Raw genomic sequence first — 2,612 nt, 5'->3', positions numbered from 1 at the left:
AGCTACCTCGCCGGCCTCCACCTCCGAGCCGCAATGATCTGGGTCGACGACCTGATCAAGACCACCGAATGATCACGACATCACACAGGCCCTAGTGGTGACGTTGTTCGGGGCCGCCGTCCTCGCCGTGAACATAGTCGAGGTGGTGCAGGGAAGCGACCGGCTCTCCGGACTGCGCGCACACGGGCGGCGGGTGCCCGGCGTCGCCTCCGTCCTCAGCTCCTGTTCCACCGGTCGCACCACCTCCTGCGCCACGACCGCGGTGTGGCTCGGCTTCAAAGACGCCGCGGGGCTGCCGGAGTTCGCCTCCGAAGCCCGCCTGGCCCACTCCCTCTACGTACCGAGCGGTCCCAGGAACAGCGAGGGGCAGGTCCGCACCCCGGTCGTCTACGACCCCGCCGACCCGGACGACGCCCAGGCGGCCGGCGCACTGCGCTGGAACGCGTGGACCCTGATCGAGCACCGATGGCTGCCCTTCGCCATCGGCCTGATGCTGTCCGGGGCCGGCGCGGCGGCATTGGCCTTCCAGGCCCTGGGAGACTGAGGTCCCTCTCGGGACCACGCCAGCTGACGTCGCCGACCGTCGTTGGGAGCCACAGTGACGTGGAGGGCAAGCCGCGCCTTGCGTGCTGGCGACGTCTCAAGAACGCCGCATCGTGATCGGATTACGAGCCCGAGGGACAGGCCGCCCCGGTGTGCCCTGGCGGATCTCTCTGCTGTCGGCGAAGCAGGAACGTACATGCTCGCGGTCCGTGTTTGGGTGACCCGATGAAGATCTTGGTGCTGGGCGGAACGGCATGGGTGGGGCGCGAGGTCTCGCGGCAGGCACTGGAACGTGGGCATCGGGTGACCTGCCTGGCCCGCGGGGAGAGCGGCGAGGTGGCCGAGGGCGCCGAGTTGGTTGCTGCGGACAGACGTGACCCGTCAGCGTACGAAAGCCTGCCGGGACAGGAGTGGGACGCCGTGGTCGAGGTCTCGTGGCAGCGGTCCGTGGGGCCCTGGCGGCGCTCGGCGAGAGCACGGGCCATTGGTCGTACGTGTCGTCGGTCAGCGCGTACGCTTCGCATGCGCAGCTGGACGCGGACGAGTCGGCGGAACTGCTCCCGGCGACTGAGCGGGACGAGGTCGACCACGCCGAGTTCGGGCAGGCCAAGGTGGCCTGCGAGGAGGCCGCGGCGGCCGCAGTGGGCGACCGGCTCCTCATCGCGCGGGCGGGGCTGATCGGCGGCCCCGGTGACCACAGCGGTCGCTGTGGGTACTGGGTCGCCCGCGCGGCCCGCGAGCCGCTGGCCCCGCTGCTGGTGCCGGCTTGCCCTGGCATCCCGACGCAGGTGGTTGACGCGCGAGACCTTGCTGCATGGTTGCTCGACTGCGCGGAGAAGAGGACGACCGGAACGTACGACGCGGTCGGCCCGATCGTGCCCTTCGGGGAGTGGGTTGCGCTGTCGAGGGAGATCGGCGGGCACACCGGGCCGGTGGTGGAGGCGGACAACGACTGGCTGCTCGGGCAGAACGTGGTCCAGGCCATGGGCCCGGAGTCGCTCGCGCTGTGGGTGGCCGACCCGGACTGGGTCGGCTTCAGCGCCCGCAATGGCACAGCGGCGACCGCGGCCGGCCTGCGGCACCGGACTCGGGCGGAGCTCCTGACGCAGACCCTGCGCTGGGAGCGGGAACAGGGTCTGGACCGGCACCGCCGTGCCGGCCTCAGCAGCCGACGCGAGCGCGAACTGCTGGAAACGTGGGGTAGAGCGATGCGGGGGTAGGCGCGCGACCGAAAACGACACCACGAAGACCTGACGCCACGTCCTCTTCGGACATGGCCCTCAGGACGGCAACCGCCGGCCGGTCTCTTCCGTGAGCCCACCCTCCAGGAGCAGTTCGATCAGGCAGGTGGGCAGCTGCTGCTCGTCCTCGGCATGGAGCTGATCCACCGCCGCACCCGCCCGACCGCGCGATAGAGGAGTCATCGGGCGCAAGGGGCACGCTTTCCGGCCAGTACTCGCAGGTAGCGAGAGGGCGGCAGGCTCGTGAGGGCATGATCGCGGTCGTGTACCGCGAAGACATGCCCTGCTGCGTGCGGTGGGAAATCCTGATGCACGAACGGTTCAGCGGCGTGTGGATCTGCAAAGACTTCGGCCGCGCGAATACCGGCGCGGACCCCACCGACGTGGGCCAGGCCGTCCTCGCCGCGTACCTCGCCGGCCGGTCCACCCGAGGTGAAACGTTCCGCGTCATCGTCCGCACCGACAACGGCACCCAGGCCGTCATCACACCCGGCCAACTCGCCGACCCCGGCTGGAGCGCGGATCCAGCCATCTGCCAGGCACTGCCCGCCTACCTGCGCAACGCCCTCGCCTGACCCCAGCTAAGCCACCAGCGCGGTCAGACGGCCCTGGAAGGCGGCCTCGACGAGGAGGGCGGACCCGGCCAGTCCTCGGCGGCGAGCTCCACCGCGCGCGGCGGGGCGGGGACGGCAGCGGCTGCTCGCCCGCAGTACACCCGTACGACGGGTTGCAGGGCTGCACGGCCGGGTTGTCGGGGCGGCCCGTACCAGGGCGCACAGCAAAAGGGCCGCCCCCAGCCCCGCCGTCAGGTGCTGGTGGCGGTTGCGC

General features: G+C 71.0%; 3 protein-coding genes and 1 pseudogene. 3 read left to right on the top strand and 1 reads right to left on the bottom strand.

All coding sequences use genetic code 11. From position 1 onward, the window contains the following. The first annotated feature begins 97 nt into the window (after nt 1–97). The 3 genes and pseudogenes from ACWEN3_RS45025 to ACWEN3_RS45015 all read left to right on the top strand — a co-directional run bounded on the left by ACWEN3_RS45025 (nt 98) and on the right by ACWEN3_RS45015 (nt 2,359). Entirely contained in the window at nt 98–544 is a 447-nt protein-coding gene (locus ACWEN3_RS45025) for a hypothetical protein (RefSeq protein ID WP_452984046.1), read from the top strand. A 224-nt stretch (nt 545–768) separates the two neighbouring features. Then, nucleotides 769–1,763 (top strand): annotated as a pseudogene (locus ACWEN3_RS45020) (NAD-dependent epimerase/dehydratase family protein). 272 nt (nt 1,764–2,035) lie between these two features. Further along, a complete protein-coding gene (locus tag ACWEN3_RS45015) occupies nt 2,036–2,359 on the top strand; it encodes a hypothetical protein (RefSeq protein WP_452984045.1) in 324 nt (107 codons plus the stop codon). Nucleotides 2,360–2,365: 6 nt separating this feature from the next. On the opposite strand, the gene ACWEN3_RS45010 is transcribed toward ACWEN3_RS45015, so the two are convergent. Next, on the bottom strand, nt 2,366–2,612 hold a 247-nt coding region (locus ACWEN3_RS45010), incomplete at its 5' end, for a hypothetical protein (protein WP_452984043.1).

The organism is Streptomyces sp. NPDC004561 (assembly GCF_053602155.1).
Note: the sequence above shows the minus strand (reverse complement) of the source record. Positions and strands in the feature narration are given on the sequence as shown.